This window comes from Phycisphaerales bacterium (assembly GCA_035627955.1).
Taxonomy (GTDB): Bacteria; Planctomycetota; Phycisphaerae; order Phycisphaerales; family UBA1924; genus JAEYTB01.
This window is the reverse complement of record DASPKU010000013.1, coordinates 136,486-161,385: the sequence shown is the minus strand read 5'-3', so window position 1 is coordinate 161,385 and position 24,900 is coordinate 136,486. Positions and strand designations below refer to the sequence as shown.

18 protein-coding genes are annotated in these 24,900 nt (G+C 67.8%); 6 read left to right on the top strand and 12 right to left on the bottom strand.

Annotated features, from left to right (window positions below):
• Nucleotides 1-17: 17 nt before the first annotated feature.
• Nucleotides 18-2,822 carry a DNA gyrase subunit A gene (gyrA, locus tag VD997_11780; protein HYE62666.1) on the bottom strand — a complete coding sequence of 935 codons (2,805 nt, stop codon included), beginning with the start codon at nucleotides 2,820-2,822 and terminating at the stop codon, nucleotides 18-20.
• A gap of 188 nt (nucleotides 2,823-3,010) precedes the next feature.
• Between gyrA and VD997_11775 the strand changes: the two genes are divergently transcribed.
• Nucleotides 3,011-3,838, top strand: a complete 828-nt coding sequence (locus tag VD997_11775) for a DUF2310 family Zn-ribbon-containing protein (GenBank protein HYE62665.1) — start codon at nucleotides 3,011-3,013, stop codon at nucleotides 3,836-3,838.
• 24 nt (nucleotides 3,839-3,862) lie between these two features.
• Here VD997_11775 and VD997_11770 read toward each other — a convergent pair whose 3' ends face one another.
• The 4 genes from VD997_11770 to trmB form a co-directional block, all read right to left on the bottom strand.
• On the bottom strand, nucleotides 3,863-5,788 hold the full coding sequence (locus VD997_11770; GenBank protein ID HYE62664.1) for a hypothetical protein: 1,926 nt from the start codon (nucleotides 5,786-5,788) through the stop codon (nucleotides 3,863-3,865).
• 384 nt (nucleotides 5,789-6,172) lie between these two features.
• Entirely contained in the window at nucleotides 6,173-7,960 is a 1,788-nt protein-coding gene (locus tag VD997_11765; GenBank protein ID HYE62663.1) for a 30S ribosomal protein S1, read from the bottom strand.
• 402 nt (nucleotides 7,961-8,362) lie between these two features.
• Nucleotides 8,363-9,817, bottom strand: coding sequence for a trypsin-like peptidase domain-containing protein (locus tag VD997_11760; protein ID HYE62662.1), 1,455 nt, complete (start codon nucleotides 9,815-9,817; stop codon nucleotides 8,363-8,365).
• Between the two features lie 255 nt (nucleotides 9,818-10,072).
• Nucleotides 10,073-10,768 carry a tRNA (guanosine(46)-N7)-methyltransferase TrmB gene (gene trmB / locus VD997_11755; GenBank protein HYE62661.1) on the bottom strand — a complete coding sequence of 232 codons (696 nt, stop codon included), beginning with the start codon at nucleotides 10,766-10,768 and terminating at the stop codon, nucleotides 10,073-10,075.
• Between the two features lie 347 nt (nucleotides 10,769-11,115).
• Here trmB and VD997_11750 point away from each other — a divergent pair, with 347 nt between their 5' ends.
• From VD997_11750 to VD997_11740, 3 genes are all read left to right on the top strand, one after another.
• Entirely contained in the window at nucleotides 11,116-13,308 is a 2,193-nt protein-coding gene (locus VD997_11750) for a hypothetical protein (GenBank protein ID HYE62660.1), read from the top strand.
• An 80-nt stretch (nucleotides 13,309-13,388) separates the two neighbouring features.
• Complete coding sequence (locus VD997_11745) at nucleotides 13,389-13,724, top strand: antitoxin AF2212-like protein (protein ID HYE62659.1); 336 nt, start codon at nucleotides 13,389-13,391, stop codon at nucleotides 13,722-13,724.
• Entirely contained in the window at nucleotides 13,717-14,106 is a 390-nt protein-coding gene (locus tag VD997_11740) for a PIN domain-containing protein (GenBank protein ID HYE62658.1), read from the top strand. Before VD997_11745 ends, VD997_11740 begins: the two co-directional genes overlap by 8 nt.
• On the opposite strand, the gene VD997_11735 is transcribed toward VD997_11740, so the two are convergent.
• The 6 genes from VD997_11735 to VD997_11710 all read right to left on the bottom strand — a co-directional run bounded on the left by VD997_11735 (nucleotide 14,100) and on the right by VD997_11710 (nucleotide 20,133).
• Nucleotides 14,100-15,893: a DUF885 family protein gene (locus tag VD997_11735; protein ID HYE62657.1), complete on the bottom strand. Its 1,794-nt coding sequence runs from the start codon at nucleotides 15,891-15,893 to the stop codon at nucleotides 14,100-14,102. The two genes, VD997_11740 and VD997_11735, sit on opposite strands and share 7 nt — an antisense overlap.
• 44 nt (nucleotides 15,894-15,937) lie before the next feature.
• A complete protein-coding gene (locus tag VD997_11730) occupies nucleotides 15,938-16,786 on the bottom strand; it encodes a fructosamine kinase family protein (GenBank protein ID HYE62656.1) in 849 nt (282 codons plus the stop codon).
• Between the two features lie 68 nt (nucleotides 16,787-16,854).
• Nucleotides 16,855-17,298: a D-aminoacyl-tRNA deacylase gene (gene dtd, locus VD997_11725; protein HYE62655.1), complete on the bottom strand. Its 444-nt coding sequence runs from the start codon at nucleotides 17,296-17,298 to the stop codon at nucleotides 16,855-16,857.
• A gap of 97 nt (nucleotides 17,299-17,395) precedes the next feature.
• Complete coding sequence (locus VD997_11720) at nucleotides 17,396-18,343, bottom strand: prepilin-type N-terminal cleavage/methylation domain-containing protein (protein ID HYE62654.1); 948 nt, start codon at nucleotides 18,341-18,343, stop codon at nucleotides 17,396-17,398.
• 137 nt (nucleotides 18,344-18,480) lie between these two features.
• Nucleotides 18,481-19,503, bottom strand: coding sequence for a hypothetical protein (locus tag VD997_11715; GenBank protein ID HYE62653.1), 1,023 nt, complete (start codon nucleotides 19,501-19,503; stop codon nucleotides 18,481-18,483).
• A 60-nt stretch (nucleotides 19,504-19,563) separates the two neighbouring features.
• Nucleotides 19,564-20,133, bottom strand: coding sequence for a GNAT family N-acetyltransferase (locus tag VD997_11710; protein ID HYE62652.1), 570 nt, complete (start codon nucleotides 20,131-20,133; stop codon nucleotides 19,564-19,566).
• Between the two features lie 83 nt (nucleotides 20,134-20,216).
• On the opposite strand from VD997_11710, the gene VD997_11705 reads away from it, so the two are divergent.
• The gene (locus VD997_11705) at nucleotides 20,217-22,376 is read left to right on the top strand and encodes a serine/threonine-protein kinase (GenBank protein HYE62651.1); all 2,160 of its coding nucleotides are present in this window, start codon (nucleotides 20,217-20,219) and stop codon (nucleotides 22,374-22,376) included.
• Here VD997_11705 and VD997_11700 read toward each other — a convergent pair.
• Entirely contained in the window at nucleotides 22,373-23,035 is a 663-nt protein-coding gene (locus VD997_11700) for a hypothetical protein (GenBank protein ID HYE62650.1), read from the bottom strand. The genes VD997_11705 and VD997_11700 overlap by 4 nt on opposite strands.
• 235 nt (nucleotides 23,036-23,270) lie before the next feature.
• Here VD997_11700 and VD997_11695 point away from each other — a divergent pair, with 235 nt between their 5' ends.
• Nucleotides 23,271-24,881: a hypothetical protein gene (locus tag VD997_11695; protein ID HYE62649.1), complete on the top strand. Its 1,611-nt coding sequence runs from the start codon at nucleotides 23,271-23,273 to the stop codon at nucleotides 24,879-24,881.
• The last annotated feature ends 19 nt before the right edge of the window (nucleotides 24,882-24,900 follow it).

The window sequence follows — 24,900 nt, the reverse complement described above, 5'->3', positions numbered from 1 at the left end:
TCCGGCGCGGTGCATACTCAGGCCTGGTCCGGAGCACCCGTGTCGCCCGGCGGCAGGTCGGGCTTTTCCGGGTTGTCGACCGGGGCGGTTTCTTCGGCCTTGCCCTCGGGGGAGACGCGGGCGGCGGCGATGACGGCGTCGCCCTCGTGGAGTCCGACGACCTTGACGCCCTGGCTGCCGCGGCCGCACTCGCGGATCTCGGCGACGGGCGTACGGACGAGCTGGCCGCCGCGGGTGATGACGACGACATCGTCGCCGGGGATGACGCCCAGGGCGGCGACGCTCTTGCCGTTCTTGTCGGTGAGCTTGATGTCGACGCGCCCCTTGCCGCCGCGGGACTGGCTGCGGGCCTTGCCGGTCTCGGGCTGGACGCGGTACTCGTCGATGGCGGTGCGCTTGCCGAAGCCCTTGTCGGTGATGGTGAGGAGGGCGATGGAGGGGTCGGCGGTCAGGGTGTACTCGGGGTCCTCCTTGTCGAGGACCATGGGGACCTTGACCACGCCGATGACCTCATCGCCCTCGGCGAGCTCGATGCCCTTGACGCCGGCGGCGGCGCGACCCATGTCGCGGGCGTCCTGCTCGTTGAAGCGGATGGCCTGGCCCATGGCGGTGGCGAGCAGCAGGTCGTCGTTGCCGTCGGTGAGGGTGACATCGAGCAGGGCGTCGCCTTCCTTGAGGCCCACGGCGATGAGACCGGCCTTGCCGACGTTGGCGTAGGCCTTGAGGGCGGTGCGCTTGACGATGCCGCCGCGGCTGACGAAGGTGAGGAAGTCGCTGCCGCTCTCGAAGTTCTTGACGGCGAGGTAGGCGCAGGTGCGCTCGCCCTGCTTGAGGTCGATGAGGTTGACGATGGCGCGCCCGGCGCTGGTGCGGCTCATCTCGGGGATCTCGAAGACCTTGATCTTGAAGACGCGCCCGGTGTCGGTGAAGCAGAGCAGGTCGTCGTGCGTGCTGGCGACGAAGAGGTGCTCGACGAAGTCATCGTCCTTGGCGTCGCTGGCGCGGATGCCCTTGCCGCCGCGGCCTTGCTGGCGGTAGGTGTCGAGGGGGACGCGCTTCACGTAACCCTGGTGGCTGATGGTGAGGGCCACGTCCTCGACGGGGATGAGGTCGGCGATGAGGATGTCGGTGTCGGCGTCGTCGATCTGGGTGAGGCGGGGGGAGGCGTAGCGGGTGCGCATCTCCTCGCAGTCTTCCTTGATGATGTCGAGGACGCGCTGTCGGCTGGAGAGGATGAGCTCGTAGCCCTCGATCTCGCCGAGCACCTGGGCGTACTCGCCGACGAGGCGCTCGATCTCGAGGCCGACGAGCTGGATGAGGCGCATGCCGCCGATCGTTTCGGCCTGCACGCGGGTCAGGGCGATGCCGCCCGCGGCGTCGCCGGCACGGACCTTGGCCATGAGCCGGGCGGGGATCTTGGGCGCGAAGGGGTGGGACGCGGGGATCTGGAACTTGCGGGCCATGAGGCGCTCGATGGCCTCGTCGCGGGTCTTGCTGGCGCGGATCTCGCGGATCACCTCGTCGATGTCGCAGACGGCGTAAATCATGCCCTCGAGCACGTGGGCCCGCTTCTTGGCCTCGCGGAGCAGGTGCTCGGTGCGGCGGCGGATGACCTCGATACGGTGGCCGATGAACAGGTCGATCATCTCGCGGAGGCTGAGCGTCCGCGGCTGGCGGTTGACCAGCGCGATGTTGATGATCGAGAAGGTCTGCTGGAGTGGCGTGAACTCGTAGAGCTGCTTCTCGACCACGCGCGGGTCGGCGCCCTTCTTGAGCTCGATGACGATGCGGGTCTGGGCCTCGCGGCCCGACTCGTTGCGGACGTCGCTGACGTCCTGAATGTGCTCTTCCTTGACGGCGTCGACGATCTTCTCGACGAGGCCGTTCTGGGCGAGCATGTAGGGGATCTGGTCGACGACGAGCTGCTGGCGGTCCTTGCCCAGGTCCTCGGTGTGCATGGTGCCGCGGACGGTGACCTTGCCGCGCCCGCTGTGGTAGGCCTCGATGATGCCGCGCCGGCCGTGGAGGATGCCGCCGGTGGGGAAGTCGGGGCCCTTGATGCCGTGGCGGACGACCTTGCCCTCGCTATCAAGGACGTCCTGCATCAGCATCTCGAGGGTGATGGTCTCGTCCTCGATGACGCGGATGATGGAGTCGAGGACTTCGGTGGGGTTCTGCGGGGGGAGGCTGGTGGCCATGCCCACGGCGATGCCGACGCCGCCGTTGATCAGGAGGTTGGGGAACTTGCCCGGGAGCACCAGTGGCTCCATGAGGCGGTCGTCGTAGTTGGGCTGGAAGTCGACGGTGCCGAGCTTGAGGTCGGCGAGCATGTCGACGGTCGCGGCGGTCATGCGGGCCTCGGTGTACCGCATGGCGGCGGGCGGGTCGCCCTCGATGGAGCCGAAGTTGCCCTGGGGGTCCACGAGCTGGACGCGCATGCGCCACTTCTGGGCCATGTTGACGAGGGTTGGGTAGATGACGCCCTCGCCGTGCGGGTGGTAGTTGCCCGAGGTGTCGCCGGCGATCTTGGCGCACTTGATGTGCTTGCGGCCGGGGCGGAGGTTGAGGTCGTTCATGGCGACGAGGATGCGTCGCTGGGAGGGCTTGAGGCCGTCACGGACGTCGGGCAGGGCCCGGTCCATGATGGTGCTCATGGCGTAGGTGAGGTAGCTGTCCTTGAGCTCGCGCTGGATGTCGAGCTCGACGATCTTGCCGTGCTCGTCGACGGCGCCCCCGTTGCCCGCGGGGGAGCCGGAATCAGGGGCTCCGCCGGAGGGGTTTTCGGCGTCAGGAGTGCGTTCCGGACCGGGGTGTTCAGGCATCCAAAAAGCTCCGGAAAATCAGGGCAGAAATGATAGGCGGGAAGCCCGTCAGGAGCCCGGTTTCGAGGGCGAATTCGGGACGGCAAGTCGGTTTGTTTTGCTCAAGTTTTTGTGGTGTTTCCAAGGGCCTGCGATGGTTCTTTGTTTGGGCTGTCGGGTGACCCTCGGAATAGCTCTAAACTGGGGCGATGTACCACCTCAAGGTCACCGTTGGACCGCCGTTGTCGCGGCGAGATGGCGATGAGCTGGACGATTGCCTGCAGCACCTCGCTCACGCGTGGTGGCTGTGTGGGCAGTCGCTCTCGCCCGACGTGGCTTGGGTTCTGGACGGACGGCATCGGATCACCACGGCGGAGGTGCCGGCGCTGGAGCGGAGTTCGTTGTCGGTGGCGAACGCGGGGGTTAAGGGGCGAAAGCTCGTGCGGCGGGTTCGGGAGATCACAGGCAAGGGACCGGCGGTGCAGGTCCTGGGGCGGCCGCTATTCGGCCGGTCGCTCGCGGCCAGCCTGCCCGAGGGGACCACGGATGCGCTCAATGCGGACCCTTGCACATCCCGGCGGCCGCTGGTCATGTTCACGCACGCGTACACGCTTTTGAGTGCGCTTCGCTGCAGCAGGTGTTTCCGGCCTGTTCCTCTTTACCGGCTTACGGCTCAGGCGAACGGCCCGGCGAAGGGGCTGGAAGAGTGGCAGTTGCGATGGCTGCTGACGTGGCAGACCCACTTCCGCATGTACGACACGATCTGGTTCAACAGCGGGGCGGGTGAACGGGCGGCGTTCCGGGCGCTGTCGCAGCTCTCGAGCGAGTTCAACAAGAACGGGCTGTCGCTGCGGGAGAGCCTGGAAGACCAGCTTGGTCCCCCGGTGTACTACTACCTGTGGTCGAGCACGATCGACGGCGATGAGCTGCCGGAGGAGCGGCCTTGCCCGAGTTGCGGGCGTGAGTGGCTCACACGGCGCAATGTGTTCACGCGGTTCCGGCACCGGTGCGATCACTGCCGGCTGGTGACGGGGTGATCGGGCGCGAGCGGGCCAGCGCGGCTAGCGCTTGCCGAGTTCTTCTGTTGTTTCAAGCACCTCGCACACCGCCCAGAGCGTGAGTGCGGTAGCCTCGACGGGTTGGCGCTGGTCCCAGAGGCTGCTGCGGACGCCGCCGTCGGCGGCGACGGGGTCGACGGCCGCGTAGGCGGACCAGTGGTCGATCGAGAGCTGGCGGAGGAAGCGGGAGGCGCTGAGGAGCCGCGAGAGTTCGCGCCAGGCCTGGTCGTCGGTGGTGAGGCGGCGGTCGCGGGCCATGATGGCGAGCAGCAGGACGGGGCGGACGGATTGGGCGGTGGGGAGCGGGTTGGCGGAGGAGGTGAAGACGATGCCGCCGATGAGGTCGTCGGCTTCGCCGGCGGAGTCTTCGCTGGTGAGCTGGTGCTTCCACACGAGCTCGCGGACGCTCTCGAGGGCGGGGGCCGCGGGGACGTCGTTCTCGGCGAGCAGGAGCTCGGCCATGCCGAGCCAGGGCATCTGGCCGACGAGCTTGGCGGGCGGGGTGTCTGTGAAGATGCTGCGGATGGCCTGGTCGGCCCTGGCGCGCCGGGCGGTGCGCTCGGCGGCGTCGAGGTTTTCAGCTGTTGATTCGATCGCGAGGGCGTAGGCGACGAAGCCTTTGGCGCCGTCGGGGACTTCGGCGGTCCAGCCGGTTTCCGGGTCGTACGCGGCCACGACGCGGGCGCCGATCTGTGCGCGCAGCACAGGGTCGATGCGGACCTTCTCGAGGTCGGGCGTGTTGTTGCCTTTGTCGACGAAGTTGCCGCTCGGGTCGAGCACTGCGGTGGGCTCGTAGGGCTGCGGGGCGCGGTCGATCTCGCGCGAGGCGATGATCCACGCGGCGCTCTCGACGGGGCCGCGGAGCGCGTCGTTGCTGGCGGAGGCGCGGAGGCGGTGGATATCGAGCAGCTCGAGGTTGAAGGGCTTGGTCATGCCCTTGTGGCGCCGGGCGTGGCGGGCGAGGGCGGCGGTGGTGATGAGCTTCTCGACAGTGCTGGCCTGGGCGAGCGTGCGGCCCTGGAAGGGCATGACGGAACCGGTCATGGTGAGGTCGGGGCTCTTCCAGTCAACGCGGGCCCGCAGGTGGCGGGCGAGGGTGTCGGCGAAGGAGGTGAGGGCGGGGGTGGTGACTTCGAGCGGCTGCACGATGCGGCCGCCGCGGACGAGGACGGTTGCGGCGCCGCTCTCGTCGCTCTGGGCTACGTGGGTGACGCGGAACTTCTGGAAGACGACGCGCCCGTCCTTGCGGAGCTCGGCGGGCTGGCCCTTGGGGTCGATCTTCACGGCGAGGGCGGGGTCCCCGCTGGCCTGGGCGACGGCGGCGATGGTGGCGTCCGAGGGCGGGAGGTTGGTGATCAGCATCTCGGAGGGGAACATGCCCGCGTGCGTGTCGCCCACGCGCACCGCGACGCCGTCGAGGCCGGGCTGGAGGAGCGCGTCGATCTCCGCGAACGTCGCGGCGTCGAGCGGGGTGCGCGTGCCTGCGAGCTCGAGGCTGATGGCCATGCGCTTGGCGTGGGCGCGGCGCTGGTCGAGCTCGGTGGCGTCGCGTACCACGTGGGTGCGCGTCGCGGCGTCGTCCATGGCGGCGCGGGTGGCGCTCGCAATGGCGGCGAGCCCGGTCTCGAAGCTGATACCGCGCCCGACGACGCGGTGGTCGAGGCGGAGGGTGATCGCGCAGCCGCCGGTGGTCTCGAGCGCTTTCGGGAGGGCAGAGGTGTTCCCCACCTCCCAGGCGCGGACCCAGCCTTCGACGACGCTGAAGGCGTCCATGGTCTCGATGGGGCCGGGCGGGAGGGATGAGGGCGTGCGGGCGGGCTGGGGCGGGGCGGGGTTGATGGCGGGCTGTGGCTGCGCAAGGGCTGCGCCCATGAGCGTGGCGAGGGCCACTGTCGCGATAACTGCACGCGCACGTGCGATGACCGTCATAAGCGCTCTCCGCGTTGTCCACAGGGTCCTGTAAAACGGGCGATTGTGCAGTTCCGCGCGTCGTGTCTTGCCTTTTACTGAAGCTGGGGCATGCTGGTATTGAGCCCACACCGCAGCGTGTGGTACAACCAAAGACACGGGAGAAACAGAGATGCAGGCTCTCATCACAATCGCCGCTGTCACTGATAACCGCAAGAAGGTCGCCCTCCTGTGCCTGCTGAGCTTCCTGGCTCTGTGCTAGAGGCTCGGTAGAGGCTGAGGCGGAGCAGGTCTTATACGTCGGATAGGTCGTATAGGACGAACCCAGTCACCAACGAAAAGGGCCCCGGTGTCGAACACCGGGGCCCTTGGTCATTTCAGGCTACCTGCCGACGGGCCCGTCCATCACTGGAAGCGGATCTTGTCGGTGCCCATGGCGTCGTGGGCGTCCATGCCGCCGCGGGTGGGACGGTCCTTGCGGTCGGCCCGCTCGGGCTTGTCGCCGCCGCCGGCGGCCGCGTCGGCGCCGCTGGTGTCGCCCCACTGGGCGCGCTTGAGGGACAGGCCGATCTTGCGGTCGGCGCGGTCGACGCGGAGGATCTTGACGTCGATCTCGTCCCCGGGCTTGACCACGTCCTGCGGGTTCTCGACCTTGTGGTCGGCCAGCTCGGAGATGTGGAGCAGGCCCTCGAGCTCCTGCTCGAGCTCGACGAAGACGCCGAAGTTGGTGATCTTGGTGACAGCGCCGCGGACGACCATGCCGGGCTTGTAGTGCTCGGGGATGGCGTTGAGCCACGGGTCCTCGGTGAGCTGCTTCTGGCCGAGGCTGATGCGCTGCTTGTCGCGGTCGACCTCGAGGACGACGCACTTGACCGAGTCGCCCTTCTTGAGGAGCTCGTTGGGGTGCGTGACCTTCTTGGTCCAGGACATGTCGGAGATGTGGAGCAGGCCGTCGATGCCGGGCTCGATCTCGACGAAGGCGCCGTAGTTGGCGAGGTTGCGGACCTTGCCCTCGATCATGGTGCCGGGCGGGTACTTCTCGCCCACCAGCTCCCAAGGGTTGACCTCGGTCTGCTTCATGCCGAGGCTGATTTCCTGCTTGTCCTTGTTGATCTCGAGGACGACGACGTCGACCTCCTGACCGGGCTGGACCATTTCGCTGGGGTGGTTGACCCGGCGGGTCCAGGACATCTCGGAGATGTGGACCAGGCCCTCGATGCCCTCGTCAAGCCGCACGAAGGCGCCGTAGGACATGATGTTGACCACCGCGCCGCGGACGCGGGAGCCAACCGGGAACTTCTTCTCGATCTCCTCCCACGGGGAGGCCTCGCGCTGCTTCATGCCCAGCGCGATCTTCTCCTTCTCGCGGTCGATGTTGAGGACCTTGACCTCGACCTTCTGGTCGATCTTGAGGAGCTCGCTGGGGTGGTTGATGCGGCTCCAGGACATGTCGGTGATGTGGAGCAGGCCGTCGATACCGCCCAGGTCGACGAACGCGCCGAAGTCGGCGATGTTCTTGACCGTGCCGATGACGATCTCGCCCTCCTTGAGGGTTTCGAGGAGGCGCTTCTTGGCGGCGTCGCGCTCGTTCTCGATGAGCTTGCGGCGGGAGATGACGATGTTGCGGCGCTCGAGGTCGATCTTGAGGATCTCGGCGCGGATCTTGCGGCCCATGAACTCGCCGATTTCGCCGGGGCGGCGGATGTCGACCTGCGAGGCGGGCAGGAACACGGGGACGCCGATGTCAACGAGCAGGCCGCCCTTGATTTTGCGGGTGACCAGGCCCTCGACGACATCGCCCTCCTTGGTGGTGTCCACGATCCGCTGCCAGGAGAGCATGCGGTCGGCCTTGCGCTTGGAGAGCTGGATGAGGCCGCCGTCGCCCTCGAGGCCCTCGAGCAGCACGTCGACCATGTCGCCGGGCTTGATCTCGGTGCCTTCGAACTCTTCCTTGGGGATGAGGCCCTCGGACTTGAGGCCGACCTCGATGACGACGTCATCGCCGGCGTAGCCGATCACCTTGCCCTTGATCAGCTTCCCGGGGATCAGATCAGCGATCTGGTCCTTGAGGAGCGAGTCCATGTACTGGCCGGACGCGCCCTTGGCCATGGCGGGCCCGTACGCGTCGCGGAGGAGTGCATTGGCCTCGTCGTCCGCCAGACCCAGGGAAGCAATCAGAGTTTCATCGATCATGGAGACACTTTCCTTGGTACCCGCGGCCCAATGTGCCGGTAAGGCTTCGCCAAACGGCTCGGTTGGAAGCGGGTTCGGGCTGCGGGGCCGTGCGGGTGGCACGCGGGCACTGCAGCGCCGGGCCCTGTGAAAGGCCCTGCCCCTCGGGGGCTGTTGTCGGGTTGTTGTCCACCGTCCCCGCGAACGCGGAGAGTCACGGCCCCAGGGCCACCACCCTGGGTCATAAGAATAGCCCCCGGACAGCGGGCGTACCACCGGGCGGGAGGGTCTCGAGAGGGTGGGGAGCGGGGCTGGGCCCCTCTGGCGAAGTCCCGGATTGGGGGATGGCCTCGGGTGCGCGGGGAGCAACTGCCAATCCGGGACTTCGGCGAGGGCGCCTCGGTCCCGGCGGCGTGGGATCGCTTACTGGTCCTGGACGACGAGGTAGCCCCGTTGGAGGAAGCCCTGGTTGTTGCGGATGACGTTCAGCTGGAGGCCGCTGGCGAAGTCTGCACGGGCGCAGAGATTCGTGAACTCCTCGGCGGTGCCGATGGTTCGCTCGGTGGCGCCCTGGCGGTAGCCGACGATGACGTCGCCGGGCTCGAAGCCAGCGGCGTGGGCGCGGGAGCCGTCGTCCACTTCCATGACGACGACGCCGCGGTTGCGGTTGACGCGGAGGGCCTGGGCGATGTCACGGGTGAGGGTGCGGACGCGGGCGCCGAGCTGCGGGACGTCGGTGTTGCCAAGGGCGGCGTTGAGGTCGCCGATGGTGACGACGGTGCTCAGGGCTTGGCCGTCGCGGAGAATTTCAATCGGCGCCTTGGTGCCGGGGGCGGTGAGGGCGATGGCGTTGCGGAGGCGCGGCTCGTTGACGGTCTTGCCCTGGTACTTGGTGATGATGTCCCCGGCGCGGAGGCCGGCCTTGTCGGCGGGGCTGTCTTCCTGAACGCTCTGCACGCCCACGCCGTTGGCAAGGTCCGCGAGGTCAACGCCCATCCAGCCGCGGACGACGCGCCCGTGAGCGACGATGTTGTCGAGCACGGCCTTGGCGATGTTGCTGGGGATGGCGAAGCCGATGCCCTGGTAGCCGCCGCTGCGGGAGGCGATCGCGGAGTTGACGCCGACGACCTCGCCCTGGAGGTTGAGCAGCGGGCCGCCGGAGTTGCCGGGGTTGATAGCGGCGTCGGTCTGGATGAAGTCCTCGTGGACGCGCCCGGTCTCGCGGGGCGTGATGGAGCGGCCCTTGGCGGAGACGATGCCGGCAGTGACGGTGTTCGAGAGGCCGAAGGGGCTGCCGATGGCGACCACCCACTCCCCCACTTCCAGCACGTCCGAGTCGCCGAAAGTGACGGGCGAGATGCCCTGGGGCAGCTCCTTGGCGTCGATCTGGAGCACGGCGAGGTCGGTGAGCTCGTCGCGACCAACGAGTCGAGCGTCGACCTCGCGTCCGTCGAAGAGGCGCACGCTGATCTGCTCGGCGGCGCGGTCGCGGCTGGTGATGACGTGGTTGTTGGTGACGATGTAGCCGTCGGTGCTGACGATGAACCCCGAGCCCATGCCGGTGTCGGTGATGCCCGAGCGTACGACCTCGCCCCAGATGTTGCGCTGGGTGATGCGGTTGCGCTGGGTGATGTGCACGACGCTGGGCTCGACGTTGTGCGCCACGGACTTGAATGCGTTGGACAGGCGCTTGGCGAAGGCGATGTCCTCGGCCGATGCGGCGTCGGGGCTGGGGCGGGCAGGGGTGGCGGTGCGCGTGACCGATGGGGCCGAGGGCTTGGGTTGGGTTGGGGTGGAGTTTTGGCCGCAGGCGGCTGGGCCGAGGCCCAGGAGGGCGAGCAACACTGCGAGGAGCTTGGAGGTTGCGCGGGTGATCATGGGGAGTTCCTACGGGCGGTGGCCCGCGATCTGTTCTTGGGAGTTCAGCTGGCGATTGTTCGCCAGGGGGTGGCAAGCTGCATGCAAGGACGGTGCCGAGGGGCTTAACCGTCAGGGGTGGGGTGTGTTGCGAGTGTTTGGGTGTCAGTTTGACAGGCGAGCAGGGGGAGCCGCCGCCAATCCGGGACTTCGCCCAGAGCGGCTCGGTCCCGGCGTCCTGGAGGCAGCGGCTCAGTCAAGGCGTCGCAGTGCAACTCACAACTTGCGCAGCACGGCGGCGTGGGCGGTCTTGTCGGTGCACATCTTGCGTTCGTAGTTGGTGCCGATGAGCTCGCCCTCGCCGACCCAGTCGGGCGGGGTGAAGGGGAGCTGCTCGAAGCGCGCGGGGGCGGTGGGCGCCGTGAAGCGGGCGAAGTGCTCGAGGTCCCAGGCCCAGAGCTCGTCGTGGTCGGTGACGACGCGGAGCTCGCCACCGGGGGCGAGGACGCGGTGAACCTCCGTGAGGAAGCGGTCCTGGATGACGCGGTTCTTGTGGTGCTTCTTCTTGGGCCAGGGGTCGGAGAAGTAGAGGTGGATGACGGAGACGATGCTCGAGGGGCAGCGCCAGCGGAGGAACTCGCTGGCGTCGGTGCGGAGCATGCGCACGTTGGCGAGGGCCGCGCGGCGGACGCGGTCGGCGGCATAGAGGTAGAACTCGCGTGCCCACTCGATCCCGAGGAAGTTGACCTCGGGGTGCGCGCGCCCGCTCTCCAGGATAAACGTGCCCTTGCCGCTGCCGATTTCAAGCTCGAAGCGGCGGGAGGGATCGGGGAACCACCGGCGCGGGTCGAGGCGCCCGGCTTCGGGGTTGGTGAGCGCCTCGTCAGGGAGCGTGGGCAGCTCCTGCGCGGAGACGCCGATCACCCCCGGTGCGTCATCGAGTTCACGACCATGGCCAAGGCCGAACGACATGAGCGGAGTTTAGTGCCGCGTGCACCCGCAGGGCGGAGCGCGCAGGTGCGACTGATGCAAGCCCCTGCGCGCCGGTGCGGGCGCGCCGGCGGAGCGCTGCGCGAGACCGGTCGCCGCCTGTGAGGTGTTCCACCCCGATTAATCATCCGTGAGCCCGCTTAGGACGTATAAGTGAATGTCCGGAAAGTGGCCGACTTGGCTCACCGGGGCGGGGCGGACGGCCGATAGCTGCTGATGAGGGTGACAGCCCTCGACACGCGGCGTGGAGCGAGAGACGAGATCGGGCCGCGGGCAGGCTGCCCCGGCCTGTTGGAAGTGCTGGACCGCAGGCAGCGGAGGGCAAGGCCATGAACGAGTTCCGCTCACAGTCGGGTGCGTCCCGGGACGTTTCTTCGCGTGACCTTCAGCGAGCCGGCGCCACCGTCAAGGACGGGGCGGTGGCCAGCCGCGACCTGATCTCGGCGATCGAGTCCAAGCTGGACCGCCGCCGCTTTCAGGACCACCACTGGACGGGGTCGTTCTGGGATTACCTGGAGATCTGCGCGCAGAATCCGGCGGTGGTGCGGAACGCGTACCAGCGGCTGTACGACGCCGTGCTCAGCCATGGGAGCGAGAAGTACAAGGTCTTCAAGAAGGAAGTGACGCGGTACAACTTCTTCAGCGACCCCTTCGACAACGGGGCGGACGCGATCTTCGGGCTGGACTTCGCTCTGATGCAGCTGGTGGACTTCATGCGGTCCGCGGCCGAGGGCTACGGCACGGACAAGCGGATCCTGCTGCTGCACGGGCCGGTGGGGTCGAGCAAGTCGACGATCGCGCGGCTGCTGAAGAAGGGCATCGAGGCCTACAGCCGCACGCCGGACGGGGCCCTGTACAGCTTCTCGTGGCTGCTGGATGAGAACTGCGAGGTGTCGGCGGTCAAGAGCGCGAGCGCGCGGGAGGCCGCGAAGACGCACGAGTTCGCGTGCCCGATGCACGAGGACCCGCTGGTGCTCATCCCGCGGGAGGCGCGGGAGGACGTGCTGGCGAAGCTGAACGCGAACTTCCGCAACAAGAACCACAACGGGCGGCTGAAGGTGAACGGCGAGCCCGACCCCTTCTGCCGCAAGGTCTTCGAGGACCTGATGGCCTTCTACGAGGGCGACTTCAAGAAGGTGATGGACCACGTCAAGGTGCGGCGGATCATCCTCAGCGAGAAGGACCGCGTGGGCATCGGCACGTTCCAGCCCAAGGACGAGAAGAACCAGGACTCGACCGAGCTGACGGGCGACATCAACTACCGCAAGATTGCCCAGTACGGGTCGGACAGCGACCCGCGGGCGTTCAACTTCGACGGCGAGCTGAACATCGCCAACCGCGGCATCTGCGAGTTCATTGAGGTGCTCAAGCTCGACGTGGCGTTCCTGTACGACCTGCTGGGGGCTTCGCAGGAGCACACGATCAAGCCCAAGAAGTTCGCGCAGACCTACATCGACGAGGTCATCCTCGGGCACACCAACGAGCCGGAGTACAAGCGGCTCCAGTCCAACGAGATGATGGAGGCGTTCCGCGACCGCACGATCAAGATCGATATCCCGTACAACATCCGCCTGAGCGATGAGGTCCGCATCTACCAGAAGGACTTTGGGCCAGAGCGGATCAGGAACATCCACGTGGCGCCGCACACCCTGGAGGTGGCCGCGATGTGGGCGGTGCTGACGCGCCTGGAGGAGCCCAAGAAGGCTGGCCTCACGCTGCTGCAGAAGATGAAGCTGTACGACGGGAAGAGCATCCCCGGCTTCACCGAGGACAGCGTGCGGGAACTGAAGGAGGAGGCGCCGCGCGAGGGGATGAACGGCATCTCGCCGCGGTATATCCAGGACAAGATCAGCAACGCCCTGGTGAGCCGCCAGGCGGTGGAGGAGAAGGGGATCAACCCCTTCATGGTGCTCAACGAGCTGGAGGAGGGTCTGAGCCACCACTCGCTGATCAGCGACGAGAACCTGAAGAAGCAGTACCGCGAGCTGCTGTCCATCGTCAAGGAGGAGTACGAGGACATCATCAAGGGCGAGATCCAGCGGGCGATCAGCGCCGACGAGGATTCCATCCGCCGGCTCGCGGCCAACTACATCGAGAGCGTCCGCGCCTACACGCAGAAGGAGCGGGTGCGGAACAAGTACACCGGGCGCGACGAGGAGCCCGACGAGCGGCTCATGCGGTCGATCGAGGAGAAGATCGAGATCCCCGAGAGCCGCAAGGACGACTTCCGCCAGGAGATCATGAACTACATCGGCGCCCTCGCGCTCGACGGCAAGAAGTTCGAGTACAACACCAACGCGCGGCTGTACCGGGCGCTGGAGCTCAAGCTGTTCGAGGACCAGCGCGACACCATCAAGCTCAAGAACCTCGTGTCGAGCGTCGTGGACGACGAGACGCAGGCGAAGATCGACGTGGTGAAGCAGCGGCTGATCAAGCAGTTTGGCTACAGCGAGCAGAGCGCGACGGACGTGCTGAACTACGTGGCGAGCATCTTCGCGCGGGGGGATAGCAAGACGCGGTGAGGCTCCAGGAAGGTACACGAGCCGCCGGGGACACAAGCCCCGGCGGCCCTGTTTTTGGCGGGATCGCTACAATGGCGAGCATGACCTTCAGGGGCACATACCGGAACGGGGTCATTATCCCGGAGGAGGGGGCCACGCTCCAGGAGGGTGACACTGTCGAGATCCAGGTTCGGAGCCGTCGAGCAACGACACCAAAGAAGGCTCGCAGCGGGTTGGGGGGTCCTAGAAAGTGCCGAACGTCAAAGGCCGCGAAAAAACTCAACGCCAGCAAGCGCATGACGGGGAAGCAGCGGCTCGAGCTGTTCCTGCAGTCCTTCGGGATGTGGAAGGACAAGCCGGAGTGGAAAGGCCGCTCCTCGGCCGATATCGCTCGTGAAATCCGAAGCCGGGCCTCACGCGGGACGCCGCGTGGCTGAGCTGATCATCTTCGACACCAGCGTCCTCGTGGACCTCAGACGCGGGCTCGGGGCAGCGAGCGCGTTCACTTCTCCGCTGGCATCCTCCGCACGTGCTGCCATCCACCCCGGTGTGAGCTTTGAGCTCTACGACGGAGTGAAATCCCCCGCTGATATTCTGCTGACTCAACGGATGATCACAACTCTGCGCCGGCTCGCAGTTCGGGATGCGGACTTCACGGTCGCACTCTCACTTTTCACCACTCACCAGCGGCGTGCCGGCATCGGCTGGGCGGATTGCCTGATTGCAGCGACGGCGCTCCGACTGCGACTGCCAGTGGCCACCCTCAATGATCGGCACTTCGCCACTGTTCCCAGGCTCAAGGTCATCCGCCCCTACTGACCACTCTCCGCGAACCTCCACGCGGGCGTCCAATCCTTCGGCAGGCTCTCGCCCTTGAGGCTCGCGCGGATCAACTCGATTGGGATGGAGTTCTCCAGCAGCACCGCGTCGTTGAACTGCTTGTCCGTCAGCTGGCCCGACTCGACCAGCTCGCGGTAGAGCGACCGCAGCTGGAGGCCGCCGATCATGTAGCCGCACTGGTACAGGGGTGAGTAATGGCCGCCGATGTAGCGGCGGACCTCGGCGGTGGCCCCGCTCTTCTCGTGACCGACGCGCTCGACCAGGAAGTCAACCATCTGCTGCGGGGTCATGTCGCCGAGGTGGTACTTGAGGCTCACGATGATTCGCGCGGCCCGGTGCATGCGCCAGAAGAGCATGCCGATGCGGTCCATGTCGGCGTCGTGCCCGGTCGCGCCCGCCCAGCCCAGGTCCCACAGCCGGAACTCCCAGTAGAGCGCCCAGCCCTCAACCAGGAACGGCGTGCGGAAGGGGCGGCGGTACTCGCGCTCGCGCTGGGCGAAGAACCCCTGGAGGTGGTGGCCGGGGATGAGCTCGTGCGGGGTGACGATGTGAGTGAAGTGGCGGTTGTTGCCGCGCATCGCCATGAGCTTCACGTCGTGCGGCATTGAACCCGCGGCGTAGGACACCCCCATGTACTGCCCGCCGTACACGGCGTACGGCAGCGTCTTCTGCGTCTCGGGCGAGTGCATTTCGAGCCGCCACGACTGCTCGCACAGCTCGGGGATGGTGATGAGGTCGCGGTCCTTGAGGAACTTGACCATCGCGCGGCCTTCGTCGCGCACGAACGCCGCCTGCTCGCCGGGTGGGACGTGGGCGCCTTTGACCTTCGCGAGCGCGAGCTTCCAGTCTTCGTAGCCCATCGAGGCCGCGGCCTTGCGGGCCTGCTCTTCGCACCAGGCGAGCTCGCGCTCGCCGATGGCGATGAGCTCCTCGGGCGTGTAGGCGAGCATCTCGCCGCGGATGTCGGCGAGCAGGGCCTCGCGCCCGATGGGGTCGCCGACGAGCGGGTCCTCGTCCTTGCCCTTGAGGCCGGCGACCTCTTCGCGGAGCTCCTTGGAGAGTTCGCGCAGCTGCTTCTGTGCCTCCTCGCGTGGTTTGCGGGTCCACCAATCAAAGTCGGGAACGAACTCTTCGTAGCTGCTGGCCCAGCGGTCCAGGGTGCCGCTCAGTTCATCGACGGCGCCCGCGGCCCGCTGGGCGACGGCGGGGGTGAGGACGATTGCGGTGTCGGTGCGCTCGCCCTCCTTCTTGCGGCCGTCCTTCACGCGATCGAGGGTCCTCTTGACCTTGTCGCTGATGTCGGCAAGCGTCTGGGCCGCGGCGGGCGGGTCGCAGGCGTCCATGCGGACGCGGGCGAGCTCGAGCGTCTGGATCGCCTCGCGGAAGGGGAGGACCTCGGCCATGGCGTCGAGGCGGCGGCGCTCGGCCGCGAGTTGGTCGAGGCTCCAGCGGGCGCTGGTGCGGAGCAGGTGGAAGTCGATGCGGTCGGTGGGGGCGAGCTCGTCGTAAGCGAGGGTGTCGAGGCGTTCCAGCCACTCTATGTAGTACTGCTCGAAGCGCTCGCGCCGGTTCTCCGAGTACTCCATGCGGTGGAAGCGGCTGATGTAGGACTCGTCCTCGCTGTAGCGGCGGATGAGGTCCGGGAGAGTGGGCGTGCTTGCGACTTGCGTGATTGCCTGCGCGGGCGGGGCGATGGGCGCAGGCTGTGCGTTCACGGGCGCAGCAGTGAGGATGGCAACCGCAGCAACAGAGAGCGGGCGGATCATGGGGATGTTCTACCGCGCCGCCGGTGTCGCTGCCAGCGTTTGAGCTAGAGCAGGAGGTCAAGGGTGCGGTCGATCTGGGCCGCGTAGCTCTCGCCGAAGAGGCGGGCGTGCACGAGCAGCGGGTAGATGTTGTAGAGGTGCCGGCGGGTGGTCCAGAAGTCCGGATCGATTGGGCGTCGCTCCCCGTAGCGGCCGAAGAACCGCTGGCCGAAGGTGGAGAAGAGCGTGATGAACGCGAGCTCGACCTCGGCGTGGGCGTAGTAGGGCGAGGGGTCGAGCAGGGCGGTGATGCGGCCATCGTGCGACAGGACGTTGCCGGACCAGATGTCGCCATGGATGAGGGTGGCGGGTGGGTTCCCGGGCAGGCGCTCGTCAAGGATGGATGCCAGGCGCTCGAGTCGCGTGGCGAGCGCGGCAGAGATCGCGCCCTCGCGCGCGGCGGCGTGCGTCATCGGCAGGAGGCGGTGGTCGCGGAAAAACGCGGGCCAGGAGGGTGCCCACGTGTTCCGCTGCGGCAGCGGGCCGATGAGATTGTCGAAGTCCAGGCCGTAGCGTGCCTGGGGCTCGGTGACCGCGTGCAGGTCTGCGAGCAGCGCGGCCGCGTGCTCCTCGGCTTCGCCCGAGGCGCCGCTGGCGCCGGGCATGTCCTGCATGAGGAGGACGGCCCGAGTGGCATGGATCGGCTTGGGCACGGGCAGGCGCGAGTGGTTGGCCAGGAGTTCAAGGCCGCGGGCTTCGAGGGTGAGGTCGGTGGAGGTGGAGAGCTTGGCGATTAGCGTGGAGCCATCGATGAGGGTCAGGCGGAGCACGGAGCCGCTGGCGCCCGAACCGATGAAGGTGCGGCGGGTGCAGGTGAGGTTGAGTTGCTGGAGGAGTGCGTCGAGGTCGGGCACGCTCGGATGGTATTGATCCAGCAGCGATCCCATCGGAAACCACCGAGATGAAGACATCTCGGCGGCACTTAGCCGTTCGAGTCGAGCCAGATCGTGATTGGGCCGTCGTTCACAAGCGCCACCTGCATCTCCGCCCGGAACACCCCGGTCTGCACCGGCACGCCCTGTGCCTGCACCGCGGCGACGACTCGCTGAAACATCGGCTCGGACTGCTCCGGACGCATCGCGTTGTCGAAGCTGGGCCGTCGTCCTTTGCGCGCCTCGCCCGCGATCGTGAAGTTGGGAACAAGCAGGATTGCGCCGGCGACGTCCTTCACCGAAAGGTTCATTTTGCCCTGTACGTCCTCGAAGATCCGCAGGTTGGCGCACTTGTCGGCGAGCCACACGACCTGCGAGTCGGAATCAGCCTGCTCGATGCCGACCAGCACCAGCAGGCCGCGGCCGATCCCGCCGACGACGCCCCCGTTTACTGTCACCGACGCACTCGACACTCGCTGCACCACGGCCCGCATGGGGCAGAGCATACGAAAACCGGCCGTGCTGGAGGGCCGCGGCCGGTCTTCGCGTTTGGGGTCATGTGTGAGGCTGGGAGCGATGCCCGACGGACGCTCAGTCCCAGATCGCCTTGAAGTTCTTCGTGCTCGGGCCGGCGTGGGTGAAGATGCCCAATATGGTGTTGCTGTCGCTGGGGTCGTTGTCCTCGTTGAAGAACAGCACGTCGGGGCGGGCGATCTCCTTCGCGTCCTTGAAGGTGCGCTTTGGGTGCGTCATTTCGCTCATGTACTCGACGTGGTTGTCGTTGAACGCGATGTTGCCCTCCCAGCTGTCGGCGGGCCCGTGGATCGCGTAGGTCTTGCTCTTCCCGTTCACCTCGGGCACCGCCCTGAGCTTGTCGGCCTCGCCCTGGTAGGTGACGGCGACGACCTTTGGGCCGCGGTTGCCGATGGCGGGCTCGGTTGCCTTGAACGTATTGCCCCACTGCTCCAGTCGCGACTTGCTGGGCATGAGGTGGGCGTAGCTGAAGTTGCCGGTGTTCCCGTCGGAGAAGTCGGCGCTGAACGCGGGGTCCCACAGGGCCGCCTCGGGCTTCACGGCCCTCCTGGGGCTGGCGTACTCGTAATCCTCATCTGCCTTGATCTTGTCGTTGCTCTCGGCGGGCGAGACGCACAACTCAGGCCCGAAGAAGCCGTTGAAGACCAGCATCGACATGATGTTGGCGGTCGTGTCCTTCTCGGTCGCCTGCCCGGCCTTCACGGTGTGGTCGCCCTTGTCGATCACGCTGGGCAGCGGGAACTTGTCCTTGTTGTTCTGGGCGAACATGACGAGGCCCTGGTGAATGCCGCGCACGTGCGTGGAGTCCTTGATCTGATCCTCCTTGGCCTTCTTCTGCTTCTCTGCCTTGATGACCTCGGGGTCGCCGGAGACCTTGGGTGAGGGCTTCTTGGGTTCGTCCTCGGGCTGTTGGCCCACGCACACGGCCGTGAGGCAAGCGCCCGCGGCGAGCACGGCCAAGGTGGCGGTCAGTTCGGTGAGGGTGAACGCGCGAGGGGTGGGCATGCGGGGCGCTCCTGTGGTACCAGTACGACACCGCTGTGGGCGGTTCGTGTGGCGCGCGTGGCGTAGCCGGTCGGCCCGCCGGCGGGCCGAGTCCCTCCCTGACGGTCGGGATTCTGCCGGTCTGGGTTCCTACACGTTTAGTCCCAAATGCCCTTGAAGTGGTCGGTCGTGATGCCCGCGCGGGTGTAGATGCCGAGCACCAGGTTCGAGTCGGCGGGGTCGTCGTTCTCGTCGTAGAAGAAGTTGTCGGGTTTCTTGACCCTCTCGGGGTCGAGGTACTCGGCACCGGGCGCATACATCGTCGTCATGAACTCGACGTGGTTGTCGTTGAACGCGACATTGCCCTCCCAGGTGGAGTTGGCACCGTGGATGCGGTAGGTGTGGCTCTTTTCGGGCAGGACTGGCACATCGCGCTCCGCGCGGCGTTCGAGGGCTTCGATGCGCGGGCCCCGGTTACCGACCGCGGCCTCCGTGGAGCTGAAGGAGTTGGTCCAGATATGCCGGCGTGACCTGCTGGGCATGAGGTGCGCGTAGGAGAGGTGCCCGCCGTCGGGGCTGGTGAAGTCGGCATTGAAGGCAGGGTCCCACAGCGCCTGCTGCGGCGTGGCCGCGGAAGCAGGGCTGGCGTACGCGTAGTCCTTCATCATCTTGATGTTCTTGTTCACTTCGGCGGGTGTGACACACAGCTCGGGGCCGAAGAAGCCGTTGTAGATCATGACCGAGATGATGTTGTCGGTCGTGTCCTTCTCGTGCGCGGCGGCGTTGATGGTGGTATTTTCCTTGTCGAGCCGCGAGGGGCGCGGGTAGGAATCCTCGTTCCCTTGGGCGAACATGATCAGGCCCTGGCTGATGCCGCGGACCATCGTTGCGCACTTGATCTGGCGGGCGCTCGCCCGCGCCTTGCTGAGCGCCGAAACCGTGGGGGCCACCAGGAGGGCCCCGTTCTCACCCGTCTCCCGGGGCTCATCGGTCTTCTCTGGCTGCCCCGGCTTGTAGCGGCGGGGCCGCTCCTGTTTGCCGTCCTGCTCGGGCCGGGCGGCGGGTTTGTCCTGCTTGCTCGGCTCGGGCTGCATGGGCACCAGCCCCAGGCACACCAGCAGCGACACCGCCGCGGCTGCGAACCCACCCTCGACCAGCGTGAAACCGCGGCGTTGCTGCATATTGGTGCTCCTTGCGCGCAGTATACCGGCGCTAAGTCCGTTGGCGCCGTCAGACCCTCGTTACAGCGTCTTGCTCAGAATGGCGCTGCGGTAGTTGGTGTAGGGCCACTGCCAGTGCTCGACAAAGCGATACCCGCGCTTGAGGTACCACTTCATGAGGTCGGTGTCGGGCTCGGCCATGGAGCAGGCCATCTCGGTCGCGCCGCACTCCTTGGCGCGGGCCTCGACCTTGTCGAGCATAAGCCCGCCGAGGCCCTGCCCCTGGATGTCGGGGTCGACGGCGAACTGCGAGAAGCTGTCGACGAAAGCATTGCCGAACCACGGCGGGCCTTTGGCGTCCTCCACTTCGTGGAAGAGGATGGTGCCGACGATTTTCTCGCCGCGCGGGGACGCGGGGTCGGGCATGACGGCGAGGTAGCACTCGCCGCTGTGCACGCGTTTGTGGGTGGTGGCGTCGTCCTGCCGGCCGGCGAGGGGTTTCAGGCCCATGCTCACCTGCTTGGCGTACGCGCGGTGCAGGAGGCTGGTGATCTCGGGGATCGGGTCGCTCTCGCGGAGCAGGCGCACGGTGACAAGCGAGGGCGTATTGGCGCTCGGGCGGTCGGCGGACTGGCGGGTGGGTTCGGGCACTGGCGGGGACTGTAGCGTTTTCAGCCCGCGAGAAGCGGCGTACGGGATGAGGACGTCTCACCGCAACGCGGTAGACTGGGCGCGTGAACGACGGCCCCTCCACGCCTGCTGAGAGCAGCGAGCGCAACCTCGTCGAGGCGGCGCTGCGCGAGGCCGCGGCGGAGATGGCGCCGGTGGCGGCGGGCTCAAATCCCAGCGTGCGGGCGCGCCTGGGGGGCGGGCCGTTCGTGCTGCCGCCGGCGGGGACCTTCCCGGGGTACGACCTGCTCCGCGAGCTGCACCGGGGTGGGCAGGGCGTGGTGTACCAGGCGATCCAGAAGACCACGCGCCGCAAGGTCGCGATCAAGGTCATGCGGGACGGGCCGTTCGCCAGCCAGCGCGAGCACGCGCGGTTCGAGCGCGAGGCGCAGATCCTCGCTCAGCTCAACCACCCGGGGATTGTGGCGATCCACGACTCGGGGGTGACGCAGCAGGGGCTGTCGTACTTCGTGATGGACTACATCAGCGGCACGCCGCTGGACACGTACGCCGCGAGCGTGAAGGCGTCGGCCCGTGACGCGGTGGCGCTGCTGGTGCCGGTGTGCGAGGCGGTGAGCGCGGCGCACCTCAAGGGCATCATCCACCGCGACCTCAAGCCCGGCAACATCATGGTGGACGGCGAGGGGCGGCCCCACATCCTGGACTTCGGCCTCGCGAAGGTGGCGGGCGGCGACACCACCGGCGGCGTGGACGACAAGCTGCAGCTCATGACGATCACGGGGCAGTTCCTGGGTTCGATGCCGTGGGCGAGCCCGGAGCAGGCGGAGGGGCGGAGCGAGAAGATCGATGTGCGCACGGACGTGTACGCGCTGGGCGTGATCCTGTACCAGGTGCTGACGGGGCACTTCCCGTACACGGTGGTGGGGAACATGCGCGAGGTGATGGACACGATCATCAGCGAGCCGCCCGCGGCGCCCCGGAAGCTGCGGCGCGACATCCCGCAGGATGTGGAAGTGATCGTGCTCAAGTGCCTCGCGAAGGAGCGGGAGCGGCGGTACCAGTCCGCGGCGGAGCTGGTGCGGGACCTGCAGCACTTCCTCGCCGGCGAGCCGATCGAGGCGCGTCGGGACTCGTTTACGTACGTGGCGCGGATGCACCTGCGGCGGCACAAGCTGGCGGCGGCGATGATTCTGCCCTTTATCGTGGCGGCGGCGGTGGGCGGGGTGACGTCGGCGGTGATGTGGCGGCAGGCGGAGGCGGAGCGTGCGGACGCCGATGCGCTCAACCGGGTGCTGGAGCGGGCCTTGCGCGGGGCCGACCCCAACCTCGCCCGCAACCGCGACCTGACGGTGCGCGAGATGCTGCGGGACGTGGCAGCGGAGCTGAGCTCTGGGCCGCTGGCGAAGGAGCTGGAGCAGCAGCCTCGGGTGAAGGCCGCGGCCCACGCGTGGATGGGCACGACGTTCCTGAACAACGGCGATGCGCAGGCGGGCGAGAGCCACCTGCGGCAGGCGTTGGCGCTGGAGGAGGAGCACTTTGGCCCGCGCGACCTGCGGACGGCGCAGGTGCGCTCGTGGTTGGGGCGGGCCCTGATCGAGCAGGGGCGGTTCACCGAGGCAGAGACGCACCTGACAGCTGCGCTGGAGGTGCAGGAGAAGAAGCTGGAGGCCTCGGACAAGGCGCTGGCGCAGACGCTCAACGACGTCGGGATTCTGCGGCAGCACGTGGGGCGGTTCGAGGACGCCCAGGCGCTGTTCGAGCGGGTGATCGCGATCCTGCGGGGCGGACAGGACCAGCCGATGCTGGCCAGCGTGCTGTGCAACACCGCCGTGCTGCTGGATGATCAGGGCAAGCTCAGGGAGGCGGAGGCGTACTACCGCGAGTCGCGGGACATCTACGCGGCCCTGGCCAAGGGCGGGCACGACCCGCGGCTGGCGTTCGTGCTCACGTCCTACGGGTGGAACCTGGTGCGGCAGGGGCGGCCGTGCGAGGCGGTGACGCACCTGGAGCAGTCGCTGAAGATCCGCGAGTTCGTGCTCCAGGAGGACGACTGGCACCGCGGGTGGACGCAGAGCCTGCTCGGCGAGTCGCTGGGCGCGTGCTCGCGCGACAGCGACGCCGCGGCGGAGAGCCACCTGCTGGCGTCGTACACGGCGCTCAAGGAGAACCCGCGCACCCCGCCCGAGCCGCGCGACATCGCGAAGTCCCGCGTCCGCGCGTTCTACGAGTCACGCTCGAGCCCCAGGGCCGCGGAGTTCCGCTAGCGGCGGCGGCGCAGGGCGACCAGACCCGCCGCGCCCATCAGCCCCAGCACGCCGGGCGCCGGCACGATGCTCACCGCCGCGCCGCTGACCTCCATGCGGAGCTGGTTGAGGTCGCCACTGGGGACCTGCACCAGGAAGGTGTCGGTGCGGTTGAACGGGCCGACCATGATCGGCGTCTGCACGATGGGCTCTTGGCCCATGAACCACCCGATGTGGAACGCCACGCCCGGGTCGCTCGCGCCCCACTGCACCGTGAACAGCCTCGCCCCGCCGCCGAAAGGCTCGGCGGAGAGGACCTCGACGAAGCCCGCGGCGTCGGCGGAGCTGGCGGTGACGTGCGGGAGCATGCTGTGCCAGTCCACCGTGTCGCCCTGCGCCGCGCGGATGTTCACGGTGGTCCGCCACGCCTGGCCGGTGATGAAGCGGAAGCCGGTCCGCGGGTCGGCGCCGGGAAGGTTGGGGCCCATGACGAGGTTGGGCACCTCGGTGTGCTCGTGGAAGGTGGGCGTCGCGGGCGGCTGGTTGGGGTACGCCCAGATAGAGGCGTGGACGCTGCCCTGGCCCAGGCCGTTGACCGACCCCTCGAAGGCGCGGGACTCACCGCACAACGCCGCGCCGGCAATGGCGCACGAAAGCCCGACAACGGACCGGCAACCCATGGTCTTCCTCTCTCTCCGCCCTGTCGGGCGTGTAAGCCCCATTGTCGTGGCCACTTGGCTGGCTTGTCAATGGCAATCTGCGGGCCCCGGTTGCCCCCGCGGGGGCCGACCTTGCAGCCAGAGACGAAAAAAACCGTCCCCAGGGCGTAAGCGGCGCGGGCGGGCGGCGATTCCGAGGGTGAGGCCACCACACACACACGAGCCTCAAAGACCACGCTCACCAAGGAGATCAGCCATGACGACTCGCATCACCGCCGCCGCCCTCTTCGCCGCCGCCCTGCTCACCAGCCTCCCGGCCGTGACGGTCCAGGCCCAGGTCTACCAGCGGGCCGACACCACGCCGCTGTCGCCCGGCGGCGGGGCGAACCCGGCCACCAACCTGCAGGCGGTCGCGGGCACGCCCGACGGCGGGCACATCGCGGTGGGCCGCGAGGGGTTCAACATGCTGCACATGGCCCGCTACGACGCGGCGGGCAACGTGATCTGGTCCAAGTTCAGCCCCACCAACTGGGACGCGAGCTGCACCAGCATCAACCAGGTCGGCGCCGGGGCCAACGCCCGCTACATCATCGCCGGCGAGATGGCCGACGCCTTCCCGTGGGGGACGTGGGTCATGACCATCGACCTCAACGGCAACGTCACCTGCCCCATGCGGGAGATCAACGGCGTCGGCCCCAACAGCCCGGCCAGCCGCTCGCCCGTCGCGGTCAAGCCCCTGGCCGACCAGTCCTACGTCGTCACCGGCCGCTCGCAGGCGGCGTCCACCGCGCCCACCTTCGGGCGCCTCACGCGGTTCAGCGCCGGCTGCGGCGCGGTGATGTGGTCGCGGGTGTACACCCCCACCGCCGGCGTCGAGGGCCTGACCGGCTCCTGCGAGATCACCGACGTCGTCGAGGAGCCCGAGTTCCTGCTCGCGGTGGGCACGGCCGCGCTGAGCAACGGCGGCGGCGTCCCCTTCCTGCTCCGCGTCAACAAGCTCAACGGCGCCGTCGTTCAGGCCTTCTTCTACAACAACGGCGACCCCTCGCTCAAGGTGCACGGCGACGGCCTCGCCGCCGCCATGAGCGCCGCCGGGGGCCTGAGCGGCTTTGTCTTCGACGGCCGCAGCACGCCGGTGGCCGCGGGCAGCGGCGGGATGGTCTCCAACCAGATCGTCAAGGTCGACCTCGCCCTCAACGTGGTCTGGGGCCGCACCATCCGCGAGTTCGAGCCCTGCCACGCCTGCGTCCGCACCAGCGGCACCAACACCCTTGTCGCCGGCACGCGGGTGCGGCAGGGGATCGCCACCGACGTGTGGGGCGAGCTGCTCGACACCGCGGGCACGCCCATCTGGGCCTGGAACTACGGGCGCGGCAATGAGCGCGGCAACGGCGTGACCATCGCCGCCCCGGGCACGACCGGCAGCCCGCAGGCCGCGGTGATCGTCGGCAACCGCACCACCGCCACCGCCCCCACCCTGGGCGGCTACCACGTGCGGGCCTCCATCCTCACCGGCCTCAGCGGCGGCTGCGAGGAGCCCGCGGTGCCGCCGACGAACGGGGCCGTGCGGCTGGGGGCGCAGTTCACCAGCACCTTCGTGCAGCACCTCCGCGGCGTCGAGCTCCCCCTCATCCCCGAGGACCTCCGCACCGTCAACGCCTGCCTGCCCCTCATCTGCTGCGACGTGGACTTCAACAAGGACGGCGACATCGGCACCGACGCCGACATCGAGTCCTTCTTCGCCTGCCTGGGCGGCAACTGCTGCCCCGACTGCCCGCCCGACGCCGACTTCAACTGCGACGGCGACATCGGCACCGACGCCGACATCGAGAGCTTCTTCCGCGTGCTGGGCGGGGGTGAGTGCTGAGCTCCCACATGGGCTCTGC